Source organism: Streptomyces sp. NPDC048523, from assembly GCF_043199815.1.
Taxonomy (GTDB): Bacteria; Actinomycetota; Actinomycetes; order Streptomycetales; family Streptomycetaceae; genus Streptomyces.
The window spans coordinates 430,726-454,156 of record NZ_JBICWQ010000006.1 but is presented as its reverse complement, the minus strand read 5'-3'; the positions used below and the strand labels follow the sequence as shown (position 1 = coordinate 454,156).

The following is a 23,431-nucleotide window of genomic DNA, read 5'->3' as shown; positions in this document are numbered from 1 at the left end:
GCCCGAGTCACAGCGCGACAGGAAATCCTGGGGCGGACGAGGCGGTTGACTCCTGGGTACTGTCCATGCGCATGCACATACCGAGGAGTACCCCCACGTGACCGTCCCCGCCACGCCTCCGGCCGCCTCCCGGGCCGCCGAGATCCTCTCCCGTCCGGTCCACCTCAACGGTTTGACCGTCCCGAACCGCATCGCGATGGCGCCCATGACCCGGATGTTCTCCCCGGGCGGTGTCCCCGGTGAGGACGTGGCGTCGTACTACTCCCGTCGTGCGGGAGCCGGTGTCGGTCTGATCGTCACCGAGGGCACCTACGTCGGCCACGAGTCGGCCGGGAACAGCGGCAGCGTCCCGCGGTTCCACGGTGAGGAGCAGCTGGCGGGCTGGGCGAAGGTCGCCGAGCAGGTGCACGCGGCGGGCGGCACCATCGTCCCGCAGCTGTGGCACATCGGCATGGTGCGTGAGCAGGGGCAGCCGCCCTACGCCGACGCCCCCGCGGTCGGCCCCTCCGGCATCCGCCCCGGCGCCGACGAGCCCACCGGCAAGGCGATGACCCAGCGCGACCTGGACGACGTCATCGGTGCGTTCGCCGAGGCCGCGGCCGCCGCCGAGCGCATCGGCTTCGACGGTGTGGAGATCCACGGAGCCCACGGCTACCTCGTCGACCAGTTCCTGTGGGCGGGCACCAACCGCCGCACCGACGCCTACGGCGGTGACCCCGTCGCCCGTACGAAGTTCGCGGCGGAGATCGTCGCGGCCGTACGCGAGACGGTGTCGCCGGAGTTCCCGATCATCTTCCGCTACTCGCAGTGGAAGCAGGAGGCCTACAAGGCGCGGCTCGCCGAGACGCCGGAGGAGCTGGAGGCGATCCTCGCCCCGCTCGCCGCGGCCGGTGCCGACGCCTTCCACGCCTCCACCCGCCGCTACTGGCTCCCCGAGTTCGACGGCTCCGACCTCAACCTCGCCGGCTGGACCAAGAAGCTCACCGGCAGGACCACCATCACCGTCGGCTCGGTCGGTCTCGACGGCGACTTCATCCGCGGCTTCGCCGGCGAGGGCTCCCCGGTCAAGGGCATCGACGACCTGCTCGACGCCCTGGAGCGCGAGGAGTACGACATGGTCGCCGTCGGCCGGGCACTGCTCCAGGACCCGCAGTGGGCGGCGAAGGTGCTGGCCGGCCGCTTCGACGAACTTCAGCCGTACGACGCGTCCGCGCTGAAGTCGTTGAGCTGACGGCAACAAGGCTCCCCGGCTTGGTTGACTCGGGCAAGGGACGTGGGCTGGAGTGAGGCGAAGCAGCCCCGACCTGTGAGGAGTTCGACCGATGACGTCAGCCGAGGGTCTCGAAGTGCGCACCGCGGCCGGTGCCGTGCGCGGGCGGGCCGAGGAGGGACTGGTGGTCTTCCGGGGGATCCCGTTCGCCGAACCGCCGGTGGGCGAGGCCCGGTTCCAGGCGCCACGGCCCGTGCGGGGCTGGGAGGGGACCCGGGAGGCGTACGACTTCGGGCCCCCGCCCCCGCAGGAGTCCGCCTTCCAGGCGCGCGCGGGTGCGCTGGAGACGCCCACCGGCGACGACTGGCTGACGGTCAACGTCTGGACGCCCGGCACGGACCCGGCGGCCCGCCGCCCGGTGATGGTGTGGATCTACGGCGGCGCCTACAAGTTGGGCCACTCCGGCAGCCCCGGCTACGACGCCCAGCACCTCGCGCGCGCCGGTGACCTGGTCGTCGTGACCCTCAACTACCGCCTCGGCATCGAGGGATTCGCCCTGCTGGAGGGGGCGCCCGCGAACCGGGGGCTGCTGGACCAGGTCGCGGCGCTGGAGTGGGTGCGGGACAACATCACGGCGTTCGGCGGGGACCCCGGGCAGGTCACGGTGTTCGGGGAGTCGGCCGGGGCCGGGTCGGTGGCCTCGCTGCTGGCGATGCCGAGCGCGCGGGGGCTGTTCGGGCGGGCCGTCGCACAGAGCGTGCCCGGCCCGTACTTCTCCGCCGAACTCGCCCGGGACATAGCCGTGGAGATCGGCAAGGAGGCGGGTCTGGCGCCGACCGCCGCCGCGCTGTCCGCCGTGGATCCGCGGGAACTGCCCGCGGCCGGGGAGCGGTTGAGCGCGCGGATGCGCGAGTACGACGACCGGTGGGGGCAGGTGGCCCCCACCGCGACGCCGTTCGCACCGGTCGTCGACGGCGAGGTACTGCCCACGACCCCCTGGGAGGCGCTGGCGGCGGGCGCGGCGCGGGACGTGGAACTGCTCGTGGGGCACAACCGCGACGAGTACCGGCTCTTCCTCGCCCTCGGTGAGCAGCTCGGCAGAATCACCGAGGAGCAGGCGGCCGCGGCGCTGCGGACGTTCGCGCCGGGCCCGGACGGGGAGCGCTCCTATCGCGAGGCCTTCCCGGACGCCACCCCGACCGGACTCCACGAACGCGTGCAGACGGACTGGCTGTTCTCCATGCCCTCCCTGCGGCTGGCCGAGGCGCAGACCGCGGGCGGCGGGCGGGCCCACCTCTACGAACTGACCTGGTCCGCACCGGCGTTCGGCGGCGCGCTCGGAGCCTGCCACGGCCTGGACATCCCGCTGCTGTTCGGCACGTACGACGCCGACCTCGGGAATCTGCTGTTCGCGGGGACCGGGGTGCCGGACGAGGCGAGGGCACTGACCGCGCGCTTCCAGGCGGCGTGGACGGGCTTCGCGCGGACCGGGGACCCGGGATGGCCGGCGTACGACGGCGAGGGGCGCGCCACTCAGGTCCTGGACGCCACGCCGGAGGTGCGGCCGTACCCGGAGGAGGTCTCGCGGCGGCTGTGGGAGGGGTACGACTTCGCGGCGCTGCCGCTGCTGAAGTAGGTCTCCCGGGCGCCTTGGGACTCTTAGAGGTTGCCGAGCGGCTCGATGTCGACCCGCACCGGGGTGCCCCACACCCGCAGCACCTCGTAGTCGGTGAACTCGTGGACGAGCCGGTACGCCATCGCGGCGCGCGGTCCGCGGCGCTGGGCGTTGATGTACAGCTCGGCCTCGTGCCGGTCCCGCCTCGGCGTCCCGCACAGCTGCCACTCCTGGCCGGTCCACAGCTCCGGCAGCCAGCGCTGCTGGGGCTGGGGGCGGTCCTCGCGGACGCCGTAGCGGGAGGGGGTGGGTTCGGCGGAGCGGGGGCGCGCGGCGGGACCGTTGATCTCGGCGCGACGGGCCGCCCTGCGCCGGGTCTCGCACAGCAGGCACAGGTCGGGGGCGTTCTCGTCGACCGGACCGTTCGGGTGCTCGGCGCAGCGGGTGGTGGGGACGGCGGTGGTGACGGTGGTCTCCAGCAGCTCCAGGGCCCGCTTGAGGTCGGTCCTGACCTCGTGCAGCTTGGCGTCCGGGGCGTCGCCGGAGAGCGACTCGCCGTGCTCCCCGAGGAGACGGAGGGCACGGCCTAGGGCGGTGAGCTGGGCGTGGTTCATGGTCCCAGTCTGCGTAATCCTTGAGTTTTTCGGTATCGAGGGTGACGCCGACCCGGGTTTTTCTGATCCGGCCCAAGAACGAGCGCTCGCAGCATCGCCGCGCCCGCCCCCACCGCCGCAAGGTGCAGGACCGCCGCGAGCGCCAGGTTTTCCGGCAGGGCTGCATCGGCCGGCTGCGCGACCGCCAGGTACAGGGTGAACGGAAGCTTCCAGCCGCTCCAGGCGAACAATGAGCCCGAGCCGACCCAGCCGAGCACCATCGGGCACCATCGGGGCATTCGTGCGGGCCTGCCTCGGACGGCAGCCCAGGTAGCGGCGGACGCCACGAACGCCCAGAACCCGAAGACGCCGGACAGCACATACCAAGCGAGGTCCCGCTCACCGCGGTGGGCCACACCTGCGGTGCCGCCCACCGCCCAGTACAGCCAGATGAGACCGACTGCGACCCCGACCACGACCATCCATGGCAGCGGCGCCCTTGGCGAGCCCTCCCCACGGTCCCCGAGCCGACCCGCGAACGCGTCCGGCCAGCGTCGCCGCAAGTACGTGGGCAGAGCGATGGCCAGACCCAGCCCCATACCTACGAACCCGATCTGAATCAGCGCTGCCTCCCAGACCGGCATCGACGGGCCTGCGTCGCTCCCGCTCTTCGGATCGCCGTCCTCCGAGCCCAGCAGCGAACTGAGAACGGCGTACGGCAACACCGGGACGAGGAACCCCGTTCCCACCCAGGCGCAGAAAGCCAACGGCGCTCCCGGTATGCGCATCCCCCACGGCCGCACCAGCGCGAGCGCCACCGTGATCCCGATCCCCGCCATACCGATCGTGGCGCTGTTGAGCACCACCCACTCCGCCATGCCGAACCCGGTCCCGACCGGCAGCAGCCCCAAGAGCGAACCGACCACCCACGACACCTTGATCAGCAAGTAGGGCGTCAGCGCCAGTGCTGCCCCATACGCCGCGACCCGCCCGACCCGATCCCACCGATCCACCTGAACCCCCAATTCAAGCAACGGAGTTCCAGTCTCGTTCGGCACGCCCGCACGGGCGTCAACCGCCGGGCGCATCCATGTCATCTCTCAGGAGGAGTGAGAATCAGCCGACGGGAGCACAGGGAGAGGGCTCGGAGCTGGAGGCTTGAGCTTCGGGAGCAGGTCAGCCCATGCTCTTGGCGCCGTCCAGGGACTCTCGGATGATGTCGGCGTGACCTGCGTGCTGGGCGGTCTCGGCGGTGATGTGCAGCAACACCCTGCGGGCCGACCAGCGGGCCCCGGGCTCGTTCCAGGGCGCCTTGGGCAGTGGGTGAGAGACGTTCAGGTCGGGCAGGGCGGTGACGAGTTCGTCGGTGCGGCGGGCCGTCTCGTCGTAGTCGGCCAGCACACCGGCCAGCGTCTCGCCGGGCTGCATCCGGAACTCGTCGGCCCGCCGGGCGAAGTCTTCCTCGGTCATCGCGGTGAAGTCGGGCATGGCCGCGGGGCCGTTGAGGATGAAGTCCGCCCAGTGCCGTTCCACCGACGTGACGTGCTTGATCAGGCCGCCCAGACAGAGTTCGCTGGCCGTGGTCCGCTGCCCGGCCTGCTCGTCGGTGAGGTCGCGGGTCGTGAAGCGCAGGAAGCGCCGGCTGTGGGCCAGCGCCTCCAGCAGGTCGGTGCGCTCGTCGGTGGTGGTGGCGGTGGCGGTGGTGGTGTGTGTGGTGTCGGTCATGGGGCCACGCTAGGAGCCGTATAGGTCAGATCCTGACCTCTACGACCGCCTCGACGAAGGCGGACCATGCCTCCGGCCGGAGCATGAGCTTCGGGCCGTGGGGGGTCTTGGAGTCGCGGACGGGGATGGTAGTGGGGTGACCGTCGGCTACTTCAAGGCAGTCGTCGCCGGTGCCACCGCTGTACGTGGACTTGCGCCAGGACTCAGGGGTGTTCCTCATGTGCGTAATCCTGCGCCATCCTCCTGATCAAGACCAGGGACTTCTCGCGGGGGAGGGCGGATGACGTGAGGAGTTCGTAGTAGAGCCGGTAGCGGGCGACGCTCGCGGGATCGTCCTCCAGCCGTCCGGTGTCGACTCCCTCCAGGTAGACCAAGGGCGGAGCGTCGTCGAAGTCCATCAGCTTGATGGAACCCTGCATCGCCGGGTGGGCTCCCGCGTCGAACGGCAGGACCTGGACGATGACACGGCTCCGGTGGGCCAGGTCGGCGATGTGGTTCAGTGCCTCGCCCATGACCGCTCGGCTGCCCGTGACCCGACGCAGCGCTGCTTCGTCAACCACGGTCCACAACAGCGGCGTTGTTGGATCGGCCAGGATGCGGGTCCGCTCCATCCGGCCCTTCACCAGTTCCTCGATCACGTCGTCCGGAGCCGTGGGCTGATAGGCACGGCAGACGGCTCGTGCGTACGAGGGTGTCTGGAGCAGGCCCGGGATCAGCATCGACGCGTATTGCCTGATCGCCGTACACCTCGCCTCCGCCTCGGCGGCCTCCGCGAAATGCTCCCGATACTTGGACTTCGCCGACGCCCCGCAGTTCCGCCGGAAGAAGTCCTCCGTCCCCAACACCTCATCCAGCAACCGCGCGTACTCCGACTGCATCCTCCGCGTACCCGACTCCAACTGCCCGACGAACGACCCGCTCACGAACAGCCGTTGCCCCAGCTCCTCCTGGCTCAGCCCCGCCTTCTCCCGCGCGTGCCGCAACTCCGCGCCCAGCAGCGCCCTCGGTGACGACGACGGGTCCAGATCCTTCGGTCCTGCCATGCCCAGCTCCCGATCCAGCAGACGAGGTTGTTGGGACGCCCTGTCTGGCCAGGTTAGAGCCGCACCCGACACGCTGTGTTGCGAATCACCAACCCTGCGTGCCGATGGAGGAAGCGTGCGGTCCACCCAAGAAGTCCTGGAGTCCCTGCGGGAGGCACTCACCGGCGTCGGCGTCGTCCTGCCGTCCCTCGCCGTCGACCCCCTCACCGGCGCCGGTGACGAGCCCTTCCCGCTGGTCGACCTGGGGCGCTGCAACGTACGGACGGCCGAGCGGCTGGCGTCCGTACTGCGCGGGGAGCGGCCACCGGTGGGGTCGTACGTCGTCGACGAGCGGGACGGGCGCGTGGGGGAGGTGATGGGACACCTGGGCGGAAGAGTCCAGCTCAGGCCCCTCGGTGGCGGACGGGAGTGGGACTGTCCGCCGGAGTCCACCGGGCCCGCCCCGCAGGCCGACGTACTAAGGGCCAGGGTGCGGAAGGCCAACAGGGAGGGACGGCTGCCCTGTTGACAGTTCCGGGTGCTGGTGGACCTGCCGGACCCAACGGGCGGTCACTTGGGCGACGGAACGGCGAACACCCGTAGCTGGGCTGGGAGTTCGGACGGGTCTGTCAGGAGCCTGGGACGTACTTCTCGATCAGCCCCGCAAGCCACTCCGGGGCAACGTCCTGGTCGGTCTCGCTGCGCAGCGTGATGATGCTCTGGGCGGCTGCGCTGGTGGCACAGGATGCGAACCGCATGAGTCGGTGGAACGCTCGAAGTCATGGACAACACGAGACTGGTTCCCCTCCGAGGCAGTGAGCGCAGCGTCCACGCGGAAGCGCGCTCGACCGGAGCGGTGAGCGATTCAGAACGCATCGAGGTCACCCTGGTCCTGCGTCGGCGCGCCGAGATCCCGGACGAGTTGGTCGAGGGACCCGAGACGATCACGCGTGAGGAACTGGCGTCCCGTTACGGTGCCGACCCGGCCGACATCGACATGGTGAAGCGGTCGGCAGAGCAGCACGGGCTGACGGTGACGCAAACGGATCCGGCCTCACGCCGGGTCAAGATCTCCGGAACGCTCGGCCGGCTGCGATCCGTAGTGCAGGCCGACTCACTGACCATGGTCACCACACCCGACCCGGCGGACGAAGCACGCATGGTGGAGCACCGGCAGCGGACCGGCGACCTGCGCATCCTGCCCGAGTGGGAAGGCGTGGTGATCGGCGTGACGGGCTTGGACAACCGACCGCAGGCCCGCCCGCACATCCAGCGCATGAAGGCCCATGCTGTCCAGTCGTCGTACTCGCCCGTCGACCTCGGCAAGATCTACCGCTTCCCCGACGGCACGGACGGCAGCGGTCACACGATCGGTGTCGTGGAACTCGGCGGTGGGATCCCGGCAGGCGACCTGGACGCGTACTTCGCCGAGCTGGGCATGCCCACGCCGCGCGTGGACGTCGTCAAGGTGGGCGGCGGCAGCAACTCCCCGGGCGACCCGGCCGACGGGGAGGTGATGCTCGACATCGAGGTGATCGGCGCGCTGTTGCCCGGAGCGCGCCAAGTCGTGTACTTCGCGGAGAACAGTGCGCAGGGCTTCGCCGACGCCATCAGCACCGCCGTGTTCGCTGATCCCACGCCCACGGCGGTGAGCATCAGTTGGGGCCAGCGCGAGGACCTGTGGACCGCCCAGGGCCGCGCGATCCTCGACGCCGCGCTGGCCGACGCCGCTGCCGTGGGCGTCACCGTCTGCGTGGCTTCCGGTGACAACGGCAGCAGCGACGGCGACCCGACGGGCCGGCGGCACACCGACTTCCCCGCCTCGAGCCCCCGTGCCCTCGCCTGCGGCGGTACGCACCTGGAAGCCGACCCGGCCACCGGCACTGTCGACTCCGAGACCGTGTGGAACAACGGCGACGGGTCCGCCTCCGGCGGTGGTGTCAGCCGCAAGTTCAAGCAGCCCAGCTGGCAGGCGAACGTCGGAGTGCCCAACGGCAACGGCCAGGACCGCCGACGCGGCGTGCCCGATGTGGCCGCTGACGCCGACCCCAGGACCGGATACAGGGTACTCATCCACGGCCAGGACGAGATCATCGGTGGCACCAGCGCTGCGGCCCCGCTGTGGGCCGCGTTGAGCGTCCGTCTCGCCGAGGCACTCGGCCACCCGCTCGGCATGCTCCAGCCCGTGCTGTACGAGGGTGCGGCACCGGGGGTGAGCCCGGCCGGCTTCCGTGACATCACTCTGGGCGACATCGGCGACTTCGCGGCCACGCCCGGCTGGGACGCCTGCACAGGACTCGGTGTCCCGGACGGTCAGGCGCTGCTGGACCGCCTCGCCTCGGTCTGACAGCCCACACGCGGCGTGCCGTCCACCGGGAAGCCTCTGATGGACGGCCCGGCGAACCCGGGTGTGCCCCGCCTCGGCCAGTCAGGCGTACGGAGCGCCTCTGGACGCGATGGCCGATCCGACCGCGAGTGGAGGGACCAACGCCTATGACTTCAACGGGTATCCGTTGCCTTGCCGCCGCCACGCTGGTCGCCGCGCTGACGGCGACGAGCGGTTGCAAGGAGGACTCTGCTTCGGGCGGAGGAACCGTACATGAGACCAGTGGCCAGGAGACCGGGAACGGCATGGAGACGCCGGCCGCGGCAGAGACGCTCGCCTCGGTCTTCCCGGGCAGTGACGACGAGAGTGGCTCCGGGCCTACGATCCACATGTCGCAGGTGAGGGTGAACGAGCCGGCCACGGGAAACGTGGCGATCAACGCCCGGGGCAACAGCAGCCCAAACCGGAGCAGAACATCGTCTACCGGTCCAAGGGCAACGGGCAGGGCGAGCTCAAGGGCACCGACTGCTTTGGTCCGCAGCCACCGAACCCGTGCACCGTGGCCATCGAGCACACACCGACGCAGCCGGGGCAGTACTCCGGAGAACTCGTCGTCACGACCGCGGACGGCGCCACCACGACCTACCCCGTGGTCGGGTTCGCGGTCGGTGACACGACCCCGACCACGCAGCCCCCCAGTCCGGAGCCCCCCAGTCCGGAGACCCCCACGACGACGGCGCCCACGACGGCGCCGCCCACCCCCTCCGAACCCACGACCCCGCCAGCTTCCACCGCAGACGGCACTTCGACACCGTAGGGCCCCACATCACACGCCGCGGATCTCCACCCACACGGTGTCGTCATCGGGCAGCGCGAGGACGACGCGGTCATTCCATCGGGATGTGCGGGAGACCAGGTAGAAGCGGTTCGGCGCCTTCGCAATGATGCGGAAGCCCTGGTACTCGTAGCGATAGGGGCTGAAACCGGGGCCGCGGTCCTTCGATGTGATGCCCGGCGCGTAGTGGGCCAGGGGCACTCGCGAATGAACCATCACGAATAGGGTGCCCGGGTAACCCTCGTCGATTTCCGCCCTCCCGTCGCCGCGGCCGACCGCCCCCACGTACTGCGACATGTCGTAGAACAGGCTGAGCGTCAACAGGGCCAAGAGGAGCGTGCCGCCGGCCAGCCACAACCGGTCGCTGTGCGGGGGCCGCCGGTTCTGGGCACCCGCGTGCGCGGTCAGGCGCAGGTGGACGGCGAAGACGGCCAGCGCCGCTCCCACTGCCACCGTCAGGGCCGGCAGGAACTGCCGCGCCCATGGCGTCGGCAGGACCTCCCAGCCGAAGGCCACGCAACCCAGCAGCACCACCCCCGCCCCGAGGGTGAGCAGCCCGCTGATCGCCGCACGGCGACGAGCAGCACGCCTGGGTCCGTCCAGCCACTGTGCCAGCCAGCCGAGCGACAGAAACGAGATCAGGCCACCGATCAGGAACAGACACACGGGCAAGAAGACCACGTCCGTGCTGTTGGCGACGGTGCCCTGGATGGAGAACCCGAGATCCTCGGGGAAGACGCCGAGGGTGGTGTAGTACGACTTGGTGTAGACGCTGCCGAAGTAGTAGAGCAACGCGAAGACGATGGTCCCCGGAGCGGCAATGAACGCAGTCTTCCGCAGGAGAGACGCCGCTGGCGATGAGCGCACGGGCTCCGGGCTGGGTGGCGGCTCTGGCGGAGGAACCATGTCTCTCAGCCTCACCGTCGCCGGCCTCCACTGCACCCGGTGGCGTGCCGCTCGGGTGTACGAGGCGGGCTTGCCCGCCCTGTGACCTGGTGAGACCCGCATGACCCGCCCCCGCATCCCGACCCCTGAGCGACGACGGGCTGCAGTCCGACCCGCTTTGCCCACCTGACGGACCTGTCGGTGCGCTGGTGGCGGGCGGGAGCGGGACTGGCCACCGGAAGGCCACCGGGCCCGCCCCGCAGACAGACGTGCTGCGGGCCAGGGTGCGGAAGGCCAACAGGGAGGGACGGATGCCCTGTTGAAATGGACCCATGCCGCTCCTGGACGCCCTCGCCCGCTTCAATGACGCCCACCCGTGGTCCCACAACGCCCACTTCCACCCGTGGCTCATGCGTCAGCTGCCCCGCCGCTACGACCGTGCCCTGGACGTCGGGTGCGGATCCGGGGACCTCGCCCGGCTGCTGGCCACGCGCGCGACACACGTGCACGGCATCGACAGCGACGAGCGCATCATCGACGCGGCGAGGGAGTCGACCGATCCCGGCCTCCCCGTGACCTTCTCCGTCGCGGACGCGCTGTCGTACGACGAGGGGGGCCCTTACGACGTCATCACCTGCGTCGCCGTACTCCATCACCTGCCCCTGACCGAGACCCTCACCCGCTTCCGGCAGCAGCTGGCCCCCGGTGGAACGCTGGTGATCGTCGGGCTGACGCAGGAAGACACCCGCGTCCAGGCTCTCCTCGGCCTCGCGTCCGTACCGCTCAACCTGGTCACCGGGTGGGTCAAGAACAGGGGACGCAGGGCACCACGGCGTCCCGTCGCGATGACCGCCCCGACCCGCCCGGCCGACGTACCCCACACCGCGTTCGTTTGGGAAGCCCGCCGCATCCTCCCCGGGGTCCGGCTGCGGCGGCGGCTCTTCTGGCGATACACCCTCGTCTGGAAAAAGGTGCGCGAGGATGTCGATCCAGGCAGGCTCTGAACGACGCAGGGGTGAGAGCACGACATCCCACGAGAGGTGAAGGCCATGCCCAAGGTCCGGGTCCACAACGTGACGATCTCCCTCGACGGCTTCATGGCCGGTCCGAACCAGCGACTGGACGCTCCGTTCGGCGACGGCGTCGGCTGGGGCGACGAGCTGCACAGCTGGTTCATCTCCGCGTCCGAGGACGCGGCCGCGGGGAAGACCGGGACCGACGTCGACCACTTCGTCCGCGGTGATCAGAACATCGGCGCCACGATCATGGGGCGGAACATGTTCGGTCCGCAGCGCGGGCCGTGGGAGGACGAGTCCTGGCAGGGCTGGTGGGGCGAGAACCCGCCCTACCACCACGACGTCTTCGTCCACACCCACCATCTGCGCCCGGACCTGGAGATGGCCGGCGGCACCACCTTCCACTTCACCGACGAGCCGCCGGAGGCGGTCCTGCGGCGCGCCTTCGACGCCGCGGACGGCAAGGACGTCCGGATCGGAGGCGGGGCGGCGGTCATCCGGCAGTATCTGCGCGCCGGACTGATCGACGAACTGCACGTGGCGATCGCGCCGCTCCTCATCGGCGGCGGCGAGCGGCTGCTCGACGACCTGGGCGAGGGGATCGACGGCTACCGCGTGTCCGAGCTGGTCAGCTCACCGAACGTGACCCACGCGCTGCTGGTCCGCCGCTGAGGCCGCCACCAGGGTTTCGGCCTGGGGTAAAGGTGATCTCGCGCTTCGAGGCCGCCGAGTTACTCGCGCACGGGGTGAAAGTGACGGTATCGGGCGTCTCAGCCCACCACGCCTGTTGCATGGAGCAGCCCCAGGACGGCCAGGACCGTCCCGATCAGGCGGAAGGCAAGCGCGTTGGACGCTGCCCGAAGAGAGCGATGAGGACACCCACGACGACGTTCATGTCAGCTCTCCCGATTCAGCGTCGACGTTTGGCGTACATGGTGTCGGGGAGCACGGGCCCGCAGGGATGCTCAGCGCCGGGCGGCGGGCCCCTACAGCGTCACAACACGGCCACGGCACCCCCACAGTGGCTCCAGGCGTCGCATGATGCCCCCTCAGGATCCAAGCCCCGGGGGAACCATGAAGACCCGCACAGCCGCCTGCGCCGCACTCCTTGTCCTCACCGCCGCCCTCACCGCATGCAACGGCGGAGACGACGCCAAGGCCGACCCAGCCGCCTGCAAGGGGGCCATGCGCAAGCAACTCCAGGACGCCATCGACGCCGGCGCGAGCGCCACACCCGGCACCCACCCCTCCCAGTGCGACGGCATCGCCACCAAAACACTCGAGAAGTACGCGGGCGAGCTCATGGCCGACCAGGTCCGCGACGCCGTGAACGGCGCCCTGCCCACTGCCCTTGCCACCGCCACCACGGGCGTCACGTCCGAGTGCCGGACCTGGATCGAAGACGAACTCCTCAGCACAGGCGGCGGCATCGACGCCACCGAGGGCTACAAGGTCTGCGGCAACGTGCCCGAGGACGAGCTGAACCAGGCCATCGCGGACGTCACCAGCAGCCTGGTCACCGCCGCACCCACACCCTGACCATGCGGGGAGGCGGCGCCGGTACCCAGTCGCACCACCTGACGCGCGGAAGTCGCGACGCGTCCGCCGACCGTTTCGTTGCCGAGCTCGTCGTACGACCACGGCGTGGCGGAGCCGGTCTGGCCGGTCAGCCGGCTGGCGTCGTTGTCAGTGAGTTGTCGCTGCCAGTGCCGCCCGCAGATGGCCCCCCGTCTCCTCCAGGAGCCGGGCCGCCGTGGGGCCGTCGACGTCGGCCAGGATGGTCAGGATCGCGTTCTTGACCTCGCCGTCCGTCGCGGCCAGGGCGCGCTCGACCTCCTCGTCGTCGGCGCCGGTGGCCAGGGCGACGATACGGCGGGAGCGGGCGCGCAGCTTGTCGTTGGAGGCGCGGACGTCGACCATCAGGTTTCCGTAGGTCTTGCCGAGCCGGATCATCGTGATCGTCGACAGCATGTTGAGGACGAGCTTCTGGGCGGTGCCGGCCTTGAGGCGGGTGGAGCCGGTGAGTAGTTCGGGGCCGACGACCACCTCGATGCCGTGATCGGCCGCGGCCGCCAGCGCACTGCCCGCGTTGCAGGACAGGCCGACCGTCAACGCCCCCTGCGCGCGGGCGTGTTGCACAGCGCCCACGGCATAAGGGGTACGGCCGGACGCGGACACCCCGACCACCGTGTCCAGGGCGGTCACCGCGAGGCCGTCGAGGTCGGCCCGCGCCAGCTCCGCGGAGTCCTCCGCCCCCTCGACGGACGTGACCAGGGCCCCGGGGCCGCCCGCGATCAGGCCCACGACCTGCGCCGGGTCCGTGTTGAAGGTCGGCGGGCACTCGGAGGCGTCCAGCACGCCGAGGCGTCCGGCGGTGCCGGCACCGGCGTAGATCAGCCGGCCGCCACGGGCCATGCGGTCGGCGATCGCGTCGATGGCGGCGGCGATCCCGGGCAGCTGCCGGGACACCGCGGCGGGCACGGAGGTGTCCTCGCCGTTCATCAGCCGGGCGATGTCGAGGGTCGGCAGCCGGTCGATGTCGGCGAGCTCGGGCCGGAAGGCCTCGGTGGTCAGTGACTCCAACTGAGCTTGCAGATCACGGGGGTCGGAGGTGGAGGTCATGGAAATCGGCTCTTTCTTCGTAACCGACGTCTGGCGGGTGGGGCGTGTCTACTGCCAGCCGTGTCTACCGGCGGTGCCGGTGCGCCAGTGCCTCATAGGACGCGGAGAGCGCAGGCGCCGCCGTCTCGTACGTCCGCTGCGCCACCCCCACGAACAGACAGTCCACGACCAGCAACTGACTGGTCCGGGACGACATCGCGGCCGGCCGCAGCTCACTCTCCCGGGCCGTGGACGTGGTCAGCACCTGGTCGGCGTACTGCGCCACCGGCCCGTCCGGCCGCCCGGTGATGGCGACGGTCGTGGCCCCGTGCTCGAACGCGACCCGCAACGGCTCGATGACGTCCCCGGTCGAGCCCGAGTGCGTGATCGCGATCGCGACATCCCCGGCCCGCAGCTGCACGGCGTTCGTCACGGCGAGGTGCGGGTCGCTGTGCGCCTGCGCTATCAGCCCTATTCGCAGCAGCTTCTGCGTGAGGTCCTGCGCGACGAGACCGGAGGCCCCCACGCCGTACACGTCGATCCGCCGCGCCGAGGCCGTCGCGGCGACCGCCGCGCCCAACTGCACGGTGTCGAGACCGGCCGCCGTGTCCGCGAGGGTCTGCTGCTCGTCGTAGGCGAGCTTGGCGACCACGTCCGCGATCGGATCGTCCACCGCGATGTCCGTGGTGATCGCGGGCGACCGCCCGGACTGCTGCTGCGCGGCCAGCCCGGCGAGGGCGAGCCGCAGGTCGCGGTAGCCGGGGTAGCCGAGGATCCGGGCCGTTCGCACCACCGTGGCCTCACTCGTCCCCGTGAGCTGGGCGAGGCCCGTGACGGTGAGTGCCGCGCACCCCGCGGGGTCCTTCGCGACGGCCTCGGCGACCCGCTGCATGGAGCGGGTCATGGACGGACCCAGCGTGCGCACCTTCGAGGCGAGAGCGCTGCCGAAAATTTCCTTCACTTCCTGGGGCACGCCTGAAAGATATTTTCGGCCCGGGCCGGTGGTCAAGAGCGCGCACAATGGCTCCATGGAGTCGATTGGTCCACTTGAGCAGGCCCTGCACACCGCCCGCGCCCGTGTCCTCGCCGATCTGGCCGCGGGGGAGGTCGCCGCGCCCGACGTGGTGTCGCTGGTCGAGGACTCCGTCGTACAGCGCCGCTGGTGGGTGGAGCAGTGGCCCGAGGGCGCGGAATTCGTGCCGGGGCTGGTCGCCCAGGACGTCCAGGACGCGCTGCTCGAACGCTACGGCCGCTGGCCCCTGTGCCCGGTGTGCGGCTCCGGTGACCCGCACGCCCTGGAGGTCGAGCCGGAACTGGGCCCCGATCCGCACTGGGTGTGCCACAAGGTGGGCGTGAAGGTGGCGGCGGTCGGCTCGCTCGGGACCGCGGCGGGCGGGAGCGCCCCCTCGTGACCGTCTACGTCGACCCACCCACCTGGCCGGGCCACGGCCGCATGTGGTCCCACCTGGTCAGCGACACCTCCTTCGAGGAACTGCACGCGTTCGCCGAGGAGGCGGGCGTCCCCAGGCGCGCCTTCGAGCGCGACCACTACGACATCCCGTCACACCGCTACGCCGACGTGGTGGCGGCGGGCGCGGTGGAGGTGAGCAGCCGGGAGGTGGTGCGGCTGCTCACGGGGGCGGGGTTGCGGCGACCCAAAGGCCGCGCGTGGTCAACCGGCCCCGCCGGAAAGGACGTACAGCCGTAGCCCCGGCTCCGCCTCCCCGTACGCCTGCTCCTCCTCCACGGTCGCCCGGACGAATCCGGCGCGGGCGATGACCCGCTGCGAGGGCGCGTTGTCGGGCTCGATGGTGGCGCAGAGGCTGCGCACGTCGTCGCGGGCCAGGGCCCAGTCGCTCAGGGCGCGCAGGGCCTCGGTGGCGTAGCCCTGGCCGCGGGCGCTCTCGGCGAGGTCGTAGCCGACCTCCGCGCGGCCGTCCTCGTCCGGGGCGCCGTGGAAGCCCATGCCGCCGATCGCGCGGCCGTCCTCCCGTCGTACGAGGACGAAGAGGCCGAACTCCGGGCGGTGGACGCCCGCCTCGTAGGCCTTGATGGTCATGCCGGCGGCCTCGCGGGTGCCCTCGAAGGGGCCGTCCCCGACCCACTCGAAGTCCCCGTCGCCGCCCGCGGCCAGTTCGGCGGCGGACGCGGGCGTGACGCCCTGGAGGGTCAGGCGTTCGGTGGGCAGGACCAGGTTGTTGCTCCAGCGCCACCGGGTGCGCGGGTCGCGGCCGGGCAGGTCGCCGCGGCCGGTGGCCCACAGGAGGGTGCGCCAGGGGTCGGGGCCGGGCTGGACCTCGGGGAAGATCCGGGTGAGGACGTACTCGGGGAGGTGGGCGGGGGGCTCGTACTCCAGGCCCAGGCCCTCGGCGATGTCGTAGGTGTGCAGCAGTACCTCGGTGACGCCCATCGCGGCGAAGCCCACGCGGTTCGCGCTGCGGAACGGGTACGGGTGGAATGCGCGAGCCTCGCGGGGCGCGGTGCGGACCGCCGCGGCGAGCAGGGCGCCGCCTGTTTCCAGGACATGCAGCAGGCCCGTGTTGTCGGTGCCCTCGTCGAGCGTGATGTCGAAGGGGACGTAGTCGTCCTGGGCGCCTCCGGCCAGGTTCGCGGCGTACGAGATCAGGCAGCCGCAGATGTGGAAGGCCGTCTCGTGGACGGTCCACTCCATCGCGGCCGGCTTCACGGCCGTCCAGTCCCGGTCCACCGCAGGCCGCAGCACTGCCACCGCGCCCGCGACGGCCTCCATCACCCGTTGTCCGCCCAAGTCCCCGCCCATGTCTGCCATGCGGGCAGGCTATGACGCCGGACGCCTCAGAGCGACAGCATTTCCAGCTCCGAGGTGAGGTTGTAGCGGGCCGTGGCCTCCCACTCGCGCTCCCCGTACGGCGTCCTGAACAGCCGGGGCAGTTCGAGCAGTTGACGCAGGACCGCGGACCGGCCCTCGCGGAAGGCGTCGGTCGGGACGAAGCCGTACTCCTCGCGGACGGCGGCCGTGTACGCGGCGTACGCGGAGGGCGGGGCGGCGAGGATCGCGAGGTCGGCGTCGCAGAGGACCTGGCCGTCGCGGTCGTCGTCGGCGGGGGCGTGGGTGGTGGTGAGGCGGACGAGGCGGGCTACTTCGGCCGTGCCTTCCTGGGAGAGCCCGGCCTCGGTGAGGGCGCGTTCGGCGAGGCGGGCGGAGCGCTCCTCGTTCTCCGAGCGGTCCGGGAGGTAGACGGCATCGTGGAACCAGGCCGCGAGACGCACCAGGTCCGGGTCGTCCGCGTACTCCTCCAGTACGTCGACGTGGTCGAGGACCGCCGTCAGGTGGGAGAGCGTGTGGTAGCGCCGCTGCGGCTCCTGCCAGCGGGTGAGGAGGTTGTCGGCGTACGGCGCCGGGTCGGGGCCGTCACCGGCGCGGGCGCTCTCCAGAGCGCGGACGAAACGGTCGCGGAGGTCGTCGAGATCGGCCATGCCTTCATTGTCCCGCGTGTCAGCCGCTGAACGTGCGGCGTATTCTGGAATTGGACTAGACCTGTAGCCGCCCGAGACCGTCGACGAATGGGGTCCCATGAGCAAGCGTGCAGTCCTGGAGGTGATCGCCCTCGACGTCGAGGACGCGATCGCCGCCCAGGCCGGAGGCGCGGACCGGCTGGAACTGGTGACCGACATGGCGGCGGACGGTCTGACGCCGGCGGTCGCGACGGTCGCGGAGATCCGGGGGGCCGTGGACATCTCGCTGCGGGTGATGCTGCGGTTGTCGGGCGGGTTCGGCGCGGGGGACGTCTCGCGGGTGGTCCGGGCGGCGGGCGAGATGCGGGACGCCGGGGCCGAGGAGTTCGTGCTGGGGTTCCTGGACGCGGACGACGAGGTGGACCTGAGGGCCGTGGAGCGGGTCGTCGGGGCGCTGGACGGGTGCCGCTGGACCTTCCACCGGGCCATCGACCACGCGACGGACCGGGACGCCCTGCGCAAGCAGCTGGCCGACCTCCCGGGCCTGGACACCTACCTCACCGCGGGGTCGGCGGCGGGCGTCGACGAGGGGCTCCCGGTGCTCCTCGCGGAGGCGTCGAGGGCGGGGGATCCGGGGTACGAGCCCCAGCTCCTGGTCGGCGGAGGCCTACGACTGGACCACGTCCCGAGACTCCGAGCGGCAGGCATCGACGCCTTCCACATCGGCGGGGCGGCGAGGCGGGAGGGCTGGGGGATGCCGGTGTCGGCGGAGGCGGTTGCGGAGTGGCGGCGGGTTTTGGATGTGGGGTGAGGGGATCACCCCGGGGGTGCGGGGGGCCGGCGAGCACGGGGGCAGGGGACTGCGCCAGGTTGGGCGGGGGCTGCGGGGGCGGCGCGTTTGACGTCGGCGGGGCGGCGGGTGGTGGGCGAGGTGCCCGGTCAGCCCTTCAGAGGGCGCAGACACAGGGGCTCGTCGTGGTCCTTGCTGTACGACGGGCCGACGGAGTGGTCCTCGGACGTGCACGAGTCGTTCGTCCAGAGGTGGACGCTGTACTGCGCGGCAGGGGAGTCACAGGGCTCGGGCTTGAGGTTCTCGTAGGGCCAGGTGGCGTCGTTGCGGGCACATGAGCCGACCGTCAGGGTCGGGTAGTCGCCGCTCGGGTAGTCGGAAAGACCCCTGCCGCTGTCATCACTGCTTGCACCGCTCTCCCTGCTCGGGCCCGCCACCAGACCGATGGCCAGGAGCGCCGTGAACGCGAACACCGCCAGGCCCAGCAGGCCCATCGGGATCAGGGCCAGGATGCCCGCCGGCCGCTTGAACACCGGCTTGCCGGGGTCCAGGGGCGGCCGGAACCCCGGGGCGACCGGTTCCGGGATCCGCCGGATGCCGGACAGCGCGCCGAGGTTGGCCAGCAGGGTGAAGGGAGTGATCAGCAGCGACAGGGGACCCCACCAGCCCAGCACCATCGTGTCCGCCTGCATGTCCCTGAAGCTCGCCAGCGCGCAGGTGCGGCAGAACATCCCCTCGCGCTTCAGGAACCGCATGATCACCAGCATCCCCTGGTGACCGCGGATCGTCACCGGCGCGGCGGGCGCCGCCCCGCAGATCTGACAGGCCACCGGCCCCGGTCCTCCCGTCGGCTGGCCGCCGCCGTACTGCTGCGGCCAGCCGGGGGTGGGCAGTTGCTGGTACGGCCACGGGGCGGGCACCTGCTGATACGGCCCCGGGACGGGCGTCGGCGCCTGCTGGTGGGTCCCCGAAGCCGGTGTCTGCTGATAAGGCCCCGGATTCGGCGAATACGCGGGGTGCGGGGGCGGTGGCGTGCTCAACGGGGGCCTCTCCGGGGGGACATGGCGGAACGGATCAGCACCCTACCCGGCGAGCGCCGCGGGCAGCGGGGCCGTGTGGGTCACGGTCAGGCCTGACACCGCTCGGGTCAGGGCCACGTACAGCCGTCGCAGGCCCGTGCGTTCGTCCGGTTCGCCGTCCACCACCGCCTGCGGCTCGTCCAGGACGACGTAGTCGTACTCGAGGCCCTTGGCGAGGGACGCCGGGACCAGGGTCAGACGGGTCTCGGCCGTGGTCTCCTCGCCCGGGGCGAGATACGGGATCCCCGCCGCCGTCAGCGCCTCGGCCAGTTCCGGGACGCGGGCGTCCGCCGCGATCAGACCGGTCGAACCCTCGTTGCGCAGCAACTCCTCGCACGCGGCGACCACTTCGCCCGCACCGGAGATCTCGCGCACGTCGAAGAAACCCGGGTTCTCACGGACCGACGCGACCGGCGTCAGACCCGGCGCGATGTGCGGGAGGAGACGGGAGGCGTATGTGATGACGTCCGTCGGGACGCGGAAACCGGCCGTCAGCTCCTCGATCACCCCGTCCGCCTTGCCGAGGTGGGCCAGCGCCTCGTCCCAACTCCGCGTCGCCCACGGCGTGGTGCCCTGTGCCAGGTCGCCGAGGACCGTCGCCGAACCGGTCGAGCAGCGGCGGCCGACCGCGCGGTACTGCATGGGGGACAGGTCCTGCGCCTCGTCGAGCACCACATGCCCCAGCGAGTGCGTGCGCTCCACGATGTCCGTCGCCTCGTCGATCAACACCGAGTCCGCGGAAGACCACTTGGCCGACTTCACCGACCGCACCGGCTTCGCCCACAGGATCGTCTTGCGCTCGTCCTCGTCGAGGATCCCGTCCGCGTGTACGGCGAGGAAGTCCGCGTCCGTCAGCAGCCGGAGCACCAGCTTCGCAGGATCCACCGGCGGCCAGATCGCCTTCACCGCCGCCTTCACCGCCGGATTGCGGGCCACCGCGTCCTGCACCCGGTCGTCCGGAGCCTCCCCCGACCGCTCCATCTGCACCAGCACGGCATGCGCGATCCGCTGCGGAAGGGCCTCGCGGGCGGCGCCGTACCGGATGCCCCGGTCGAGCAGCTCCCTCACGATCTCCTCGATCTCGTACGCCGGGACCCGCCACCTGCGCGACCCGCGCACCACCATCACCGGCTCGGTGGGCATCGTCACGTGCGAGTAGACGGCCCGCCTGAGCACCTGAGCCATCCTCGCGTCACCCTTGAGTACGGCGGCGGCCGCGTCATCGGTGCCGCGCACCTCCAGGCCCGCCGCCACCAGGTCGTCGACGGTCGCCTGCTTGACCGACAACTCGCCCAGCGCGGGCAGGACTTGCTCGATGTAGTGCAGGAAGGACCGGTTCGGCCCGATCACGAGGGTGCCGGTGCGGGCGAGCCGCTCGCGGTGTGCGTAGAGGAGATAGGCGACTCGGTGGAGGCCGACAGCGGTCTTCCCGGTGCCGGGGCCTCCCTGTACGCAGACCGTGCCGCCGAGACCGGACCGTACGATCTCGTCCTGCTCGGGCTGGATGGTCGCCACGATGTCGCGCATCGGGCCGACGCGCGGGCGCTCGATCTCCTGTTGGAGCAGCTTGCTGGTGGCCGCGGCCTCGGCGGGGTCGGAGAGGTGCTCGTCCTCGTAGGCGGTGATCTCACCGCGTGTGTAGCCGAAACGGCGGCGCAGCCCGATGTCCATCGGGTCCTTCTTGGACGCCCGGTAGAACGGCTGCGAGACCGGCGCCCGCCAGTCGATCACCATCGGGTCGCCGTCGTGGTCGTGGACGTGCCGGCGGCCGATGTAGAAGCGCTCCCCCTCAGCGCCCTCGGCCCGGTCGGCGCCGGGGGAGTGCAGGTAGTCGAGGCGGCCGAAGAACAGCGGGGTGTCGCTGAGGTCGGCCAGCGACTTGATGCGCTCGCCGATCTGGCGGGCCAGGACCTCGGCGTTGACCCAGTTCGCGGTGACGTCCTTGATGTCCAGCGACTCGGCGTCCTCGCGCATGGCTCTCAGTGCGGCACGGGAGCCGGCGAGGTGGGAGCGTTCGCGGGCGAGGGGGTCGTCGTGCGCGGGCACGGGAGTGGACGGCCTGGACAAGGGGGTGCCTCCGAGGGTGCTGCGGGCCGCGTGGTGGGATGCCGACCGGTTTCCGTCCGGGCGGCGGCACTCCGTGAGGGAGGCGGGCAAGGGGGGAGATTCTAGAGGGGCGGCGTGGGAGGGGGCCAACGGATTTCCCCGGCCCTCGGTTCCCCGGCCCCCGGCCCCCGGCCCTCCAGGCCCCTAAGGGATCGCCCCTCCTCCTCTCGGGGTGGGTCCACCCACGGGCAGTCCTCAGGTAGCACAAGAAGTGGATACCTGGGACCGATGCCCTCCTTATGCCTCGAAAGCCACTATGGAGGCATGAGCGCAGCGACCTTCACCCCAGCCCCCGGTCGCCCGTCCGGGGCGACCCCCCTCTCCGGTACCCACAGCACCCACCGCCTGGGCAACGCCCTGCGGGCGATCCGCGTCTTCGCCGGTGCCGCCTTCGACGTCGTCATACTCGGCGAGTACGGCGAGGAAGCCGGCGTCCGCCGCAGGTAGTCGCAGGTGGCCGCCGGTCAGCTGTCCGCGAGCAGCTCGTCCGCGTCCACGATCCGGTAGGCGTACCCCTGTTCCGCCAGGAACCGCTGGCGGTGCGCGGCGAAGTCCTGGTCGATGGTGTCGCGGGCGACCACCGAGTAGAAGTGGGCCTGGTGGCCGTCCGCCTTCGGGCGCAGGACCCTGCCGAGCCGCTGAGCCTCCTCCTGGCGGGAGCCGAAGGTGCCCGAGACCTGGATGGCGACGGTCGCCTCCGGCAGGTCGATGGAGAAGTTCGCGACCTTGGACACCACCAGCACGCTGATCTCGCCCTGCCGGAAGGATTCGAAGAGCTTCTCGCGCTGGGCGTTGGAGGTCTCGCCCTTGATGACGGGGGCGTTCAGATGCTCGCCGAGTTCGTCGAGCTGGTCGATGTACTGGCCGATCACCAGGATCTGCTGGCCCGCGAACCGCCGTACCAGAGCCTCCGTGACCTTCCGCTTCGTCGCGGTCGTGGCACAGAAGCGGTACTTCTCCTCCTGCTCGGCGGTGGCATAGGCGAGCCGCTCGGAATCGGTGAGGTTCACCCGCACCTCGACGCAGTCGGCCGGCGCGATGTAGCCCTGCGCCTCGATCTCCTTCCACGGCGCGTCGAACCGCTTGGGCCCGATCAGTGAGAAGACGTCCGACTCCCGCCCGTCCTCCCGGACGAGGGTCGCGGTCAGCCCCAGCCGCCGCCGGGCCTGGAGGTCGGCGGTGAACTTGAAGACGGGCGCCGGCAGCAGGTGCACCTCGTCGTAGAGGATGAGCCCCCAGTCCCGGGAGTCGAAGAGCTCCAGATGCGGGTAGACGCCCTTCCGCCGGGTCGTCAGCACCTGGTAGGTGGCGATGGTGACGGGCCGGATCTCCTTGCGCGTCCCGCTGTACTCGCCGATCTCCTCCTCGGTCAGGGAGGTGCGCTTGATGAGCTCGTGCTTCCACTGCCGGGCCGAGACGGTGTTGGTGACGAGGATGAGGGTGGTCGACTTGGCCTGCGCCATGGCCCCGGCGCCGACGAGGGTCTTACCGGCACCGCAGGGCAGCACCACGACCCCGCTGCCGCCGTGCCAGAAGTTCTCCACGGCCTGCTTCTGGTAGGGCCTGAGCGCCCACCCGTCTTCGTCCAGCTCGATCGCGTGCGCCTCGCCGTCGACGTACCCCGCGAGGTCCTCGGCGGGCCAGCCCAGCTTCAGCAGCGTCTGCTTGATCTGCCCGCGCTCGGAGGGGTGCACGGCCACCGTGTCCGGGTCGAGCCGCGCCCCGACCAGCGGGATGATCCGCTTCGAGCGCAGGATCTCCTCCAGCACCGGCCGGTCGGTGGTGGTGAGCACGAGCCCGTGGGCGGGGTGCTTGCTGAGTGTGAGCCGCCCGTACCGGTCCATCGTCTCGGCGACGTCGACGAGCAGGGCGTGCGGCACCGGATACCGGCTGTACTGCACCAGGGCGTCGACCACCTGCTCGGCGTCGTGTCCGGCGGCGCGCGCGTTCCACAGCCCGAGCGGGGTCACCCGGTAGGTGTGGATGTGCTCGGGCGCCCGCTCCAGCTCGGCGAACGGCGCGATGGCCCGACGGCACGCGTCGGCCTGCTCGTGGTCGACCTCGAGCAGCAGGGTCTTGTCGGACTGGACGATGAGAGGACCGTTCACGTACAGGCATCCTTCCGCACGGGCCAAACGTCCAGTGTGCCTCAACCGGGGACGATCAAGGGAGGCCGAGGAGACCGCCGGGTCT

At 71.1% G+C, this 23,431-nt stretch carries 25 protein-coding genes; 11 read left to right on the top strand and 14 right to left on the bottom strand.

Annotated elements, in window-relative coordinates:
* Nucleotides 1-97 precede the first annotated feature (97 nt).
* Nucleotides 98-1,231: an NADH:flavin oxidoreductase gene (locus tag ACGFWE_RS31390; protein ID WP_393603289.1), complete on the top strand. Its 1,134-nt coding sequence runs from the start codon at nucleotides 98-100 to the stop codon at nucleotides 1,229-1,231.
* Nucleotides 1,232-1,322: 91 nt separating this feature from the next.
* On the top strand, nucleotides 1,323-2,846 hold the full coding sequence (locus ACGFWE_RS31385) for a carboxylesterase/lipase family protein (protein WP_393603287.1): 1,524 nt from the start codon (nucleotides 1,323-1,325) through the stop codon (nucleotides 2,844-2,846).
* Between the two features lie 23 nt (nucleotides 2,847-2,869).
* Here ACGFWE_RS31385 and ACGFWE_RS31380 read toward each other — a convergent pair whose 3' ends face one another.
* From ACGFWE_RS31380 to ACGFWE_RS31360, 5 genes are all read right to left on the bottom strand, one after another.
* A complete protein-coding gene (locus ACGFWE_RS31380; protein WP_352388818.1) occupies nucleotides 2,870-3,439 on the bottom strand; it encodes a hypothetical protein in 570 nt (189 codons plus the stop codon).
* Complete coding sequence (locus tag ACGFWE_RS31375) at nucleotides 3,436-4,431, bottom strand: hypothetical protein (protein WP_393603477.1); 996 nt, start codon at nucleotides 4,429-4,431, stop codon at nucleotides 3,436-3,438. Before ACGFWE_RS31375 ends, ACGFWE_RS31380 begins: the two co-directional genes overlap by 4 nt.
* Nucleotides 4,432-4,594: 163 nt before the next feature.
* Complete coding sequence (locus tag ACGFWE_RS31370; protein ID WP_393603285.1) at nucleotides 4,595-5,143, bottom strand: DinB family protein; 549 nt, start codon at nucleotides 5,141-5,143, stop codon at nucleotides 4,595-4,597.
* A 25-nt stretch (nucleotides 5,144-5,168) separates the two neighbouring features.
* Nucleotides 5,169-5,363 carry a DUF397 domain-containing protein gene (locus ACGFWE_RS31365; protein WP_393603283.1) on the bottom strand — a complete coding sequence of 65 codons (195 nt, stop codon included), beginning with the start codon at nucleotides 5,361-5,363 and terminating at the stop codon, nucleotides 5,169-5,171.
* Complete coding sequence (locus tag ACGFWE_RS31360; RefSeq protein ID WP_393603281.1) at nucleotides 5,347-6,186, bottom strand: Scr1 family TA system antitoxin-like transcriptional regulator; 840 nt, start codon at nucleotides 6,184-6,186, stop codon at nucleotides 5,347-5,349. The genes ACGFWE_RS31365 and ACGFWE_RS31360 overlap by 17 nt, the downstream gene beginning before the upstream one ends.
* Nucleotides 6,187-6,301: 115 nt before the next feature.
* Here ACGFWE_RS31360 and ACGFWE_RS31355 point away from each other — a divergent pair, with 115 nt between their 5' ends.
* Nucleotides 6,302-6,694, top strand: a complete 393-nt coding sequence (locus ACGFWE_RS31355; RefSeq protein WP_352388813.1) for a hypothetical protein — start codon at nucleotides 6,302-6,304, stop codon at nucleotides 6,692-6,694.
* Nucleotides 6,695-6,794: 100 nt separating this feature from the next.
* Here the strand turns inward: ACGFWE_RS31355 and ACGFWE_RS31350 are convergent, their stop codons facing one another.
* Nucleotides 6,795-6,923 carry a hypothetical protein gene (locus ACGFWE_RS31350; RefSeq protein ID WP_352388812.1) on the bottom strand — a complete coding sequence of 43 codons (129 nt, stop codon included), beginning with the start codon at nucleotides 6,921-6,923 and terminating at the stop codon, nucleotides 6,795-6,797.
* 23 nt (nucleotides 6,924-6,946) lie between these two features.
* Between ACGFWE_RS31350 and ACGFWE_RS31345 the strand changes: the two genes are divergently transcribed.
* Nucleotides 6,947-8,512: a S8 family serine peptidase gene (locus ACGFWE_RS31345; RefSeq protein WP_393603279.1), complete on the top strand. Its 1,566-nt coding sequence runs from the start codon at nucleotides 6,947-6,949 to the stop codon at nucleotides 8,510-8,512.
* Between the two features lie 805 nt (nucleotides 8,513-9,317).
* On the opposite strand, the gene ACGFWE_RS31340 is transcribed toward ACGFWE_RS31345, so the two are convergent.
* Complete coding sequence (locus ACGFWE_RS31340) at nucleotides 9,318-10,118, bottom strand: hypothetical protein (protein WP_393603277.1); 801 nt, start codon at nucleotides 10,116-10,118, stop codon at nucleotides 9,318-9,320.
* 425 nt (nucleotides 10,119-10,543) lie between these two features.
* On the opposite strand from ACGFWE_RS31340, the gene ACGFWE_RS31335 reads away from it, so the two are divergent.
* From ACGFWE_RS31335 to ACGFWE_RS31325, 3 genes are all read left to right on the top strand, one after another.
* Nucleotides 10,544-11,215: a class I SAM-dependent methyltransferase gene (locus tag ACGFWE_RS31335; protein ID WP_393603275.1), complete on the top strand. Its 672-nt coding sequence runs from the start codon at nucleotides 10,544-10,546 to the stop codon at nucleotides 11,213-11,215.
* 45 nt (nucleotides 11,216-11,260) lie between these two features.
* The gene (locus tag ACGFWE_RS31330; RefSeq protein WP_393603273.1) at nucleotides 11,261-11,899 is read left to right on the top strand and encodes a dihydrofolate reductase family protein; all 639 of its coding nucleotides are present in this window, start codon (nucleotides 11,261-11,263) and stop codon (nucleotides 11,897-11,899) included.
* A 402-nt stretch (nucleotides 11,900-12,301) separates the two neighbouring features.
* Entirely contained in the window at nucleotides 12,302-12,766 is a 465-nt protein-coding gene (locus ACGFWE_RS31325; RefSeq protein ID WP_352388804.1) for a hypothetical protein, read from the top strand.
* Between the two features lie 147 nt (nucleotides 12,767-12,913).
* Here the strand turns inward: ACGFWE_RS31325 and murQ are convergent, their stop codons facing one another.
* Both murQ and ACGFWE_RS31315 read right to left on the bottom strand, forming a co-directional pair.
* A complete protein-coding gene (murQ, locus tag ACGFWE_RS31320) occupies nucleotides 12,914-13,849 on the bottom strand; it encodes an N-acetylmuramic acid 6-phosphate etherase (RefSeq protein ID WP_352388803.1) in 936 nt (311 codons plus the stop codon).
* A 64-nt stretch (nucleotides 13,850-13,913) separates the two neighbouring features.
* Entirely contained in the window at nucleotides 13,914-14,789 is an 876-nt protein-coding gene (locus ACGFWE_RS31315) for a MurR/RpiR family transcriptional regulator (protein WP_352388899.1), read from the bottom strand.
* A gap of 67 nt (nucleotides 14,790-14,856) precedes the next feature.
* On the opposite strand from ACGFWE_RS31315, the gene ACGFWE_RS31310 reads away from it, so the two are divergent.
* Nucleotides 14,857-15,240, top strand: a complete 384-nt coding sequence (locus ACGFWE_RS31310; protein WP_393603271.1) for a hypothetical protein — start codon at nucleotides 14,857-14,859, stop codon at nucleotides 15,238-15,240.
* Nucleotides 15,237-15,536, top strand: a complete 300-nt coding sequence (locus tag ACGFWE_RS31305) for a DUF4031 domain-containing protein (RefSeq protein WP_352388800.1) — start codon at nucleotides 15,237-15,239, stop codon at nucleotides 15,534-15,536. The genes ACGFWE_RS31310 and ACGFWE_RS31305 overlap by 4 nt, the downstream gene beginning before the upstream one ends.
* Here the strand turns inward: ACGFWE_RS31305 and ACGFWE_RS31300 are convergent.
* Complete coding sequence (locus ACGFWE_RS31300) at nucleotides 15,501-16,607, bottom strand: GNAT family N-acetyltransferase (protein WP_393603475.1); 1,107 nt, start codon at nucleotides 16,605-16,607, stop codon at nucleotides 15,501-15,503. The two genes, ACGFWE_RS31305 and ACGFWE_RS31300, sit on opposite strands and share 36 nt — an antisense overlap.
* A 35-nt stretch (nucleotides 16,608-16,642) precedes the next feature.
* Complete coding sequence (locus ACGFWE_RS31295) at nucleotides 16,643-17,284, bottom strand: hypothetical protein (RefSeq protein WP_393603269.1); 642 nt, start codon at nucleotides 17,282-17,284, stop codon at nucleotides 16,643-16,645.
* 97 nt (nucleotides 17,285-17,381) lie between these two features.
* Between ACGFWE_RS31295 and ACGFWE_RS31290 the strand changes: the two genes are divergently transcribed.
* Nucleotides 17,382-18,074, top strand: a complete 693-nt coding sequence (locus ACGFWE_RS31290) for a copper homeostasis protein CutC (protein WP_393603267.1) — start codon at nucleotides 17,382-17,384, stop codon at nucleotides 18,072-18,074.
* A 128-nt stretch (nucleotides 18,075-18,202) separates the two neighbouring features.
* Here ACGFWE_RS31290 and ACGFWE_RS31285 read toward each other — a convergent pair whose 3' ends face one another.
* Together ACGFWE_RS31285 and ACGFWE_RS31280 are read right to left on the bottom strand one after the other, a co-directional pair.
* Nucleotides 18,203-18,973, bottom strand: coding sequence for a hypothetical protein (locus tag ACGFWE_RS31285; RefSeq protein WP_393603265.1), 771 nt, complete (start codon nucleotides 18,971-18,973; stop codon nucleotides 18,203-18,205).
* Nucleotides 18,974-19,135: 162 nt separating this feature from the next.
* A complete protein-coding gene (locus ACGFWE_RS31280) occupies nucleotides 19,136-21,199 on the bottom strand; it encodes a HelD family protein (protein WP_393603263.1) in 2,064 nt (687 codons plus the stop codon).
* Between the two features lie 303 nt (nucleotides 21,200-21,502).
* On the opposite strand from ACGFWE_RS31280, the gene ACGFWE_RS31275 reads away from it, so the two are divergent.
* A complete protein-coding gene (locus tag ACGFWE_RS31275) occupies nucleotides 21,503-21,685 on the top strand; it encodes a hypothetical protein (protein WP_352388792.1) in 183 nt (60 codons plus the stop codon).
* Between the two features lie 17 nt (nucleotides 21,686-21,702).
* On the opposite strand, the gene ACGFWE_RS31270 is transcribed toward ACGFWE_RS31275, so the two are convergent.
* Nucleotides 21,703-23,346: a DNA repair helicase XPB gene (locus tag ACGFWE_RS31270; RefSeq protein ID WP_393603261.1), complete on the bottom strand. Its 1,644-nt coding sequence runs from the start codon at nucleotides 23,344-23,346 to the stop codon at nucleotides 21,703-21,705.
* Nucleotides 23,347-23,431: the final 85 nt, after the last annotated feature.